At 45.9% G+C, this 259-nt stretch carries 1 protein-coding gene; it reads left to right on the top strand.

Going from position 1 to position 259, the window contains the following annotated elements:
- A partial coding sequence (locus MiSe_RS50285) for a hypothetical protein (RefSeq protein ID WP_226595118.1) occupies positions 1–259 on the top strand: 259 nt, incomplete at both ends.

Here is a 259-nt window from a genome sequence, read left to right on the forward strand (position 1 = left end):
TACATTACCTGTACGCATCGCCCCGACATCAATGAATCTGGAATCAATCAATACAGGGTAGGGGCACGGCACGCTCAATCTTCAACTTTAAACCGAGGTATATGTATTGCCGTGCCCCGACATCAATTAATATGGAATCAATCAATACGAGGTAGGGGCACGGCACGCTCAATCTTAAATCTTAAACCGATCTATCTGTATTGCCGTGCCCCTACATTACCTGTACGCATCGCCCCGACATCAATGAATCTGGAATCAA

Origin of the sequence: Microseira wollei NIES-4236, assembly GCF_020521235.1 — a bacterium.
GTDB classification, from domain to species: domain Bacteria; phylum Cyanobacteriota; class Cyanobacteriia; order Cyanobacteriales; family Aerosakkonemataceae; genus Microseira; species Microseira wollei.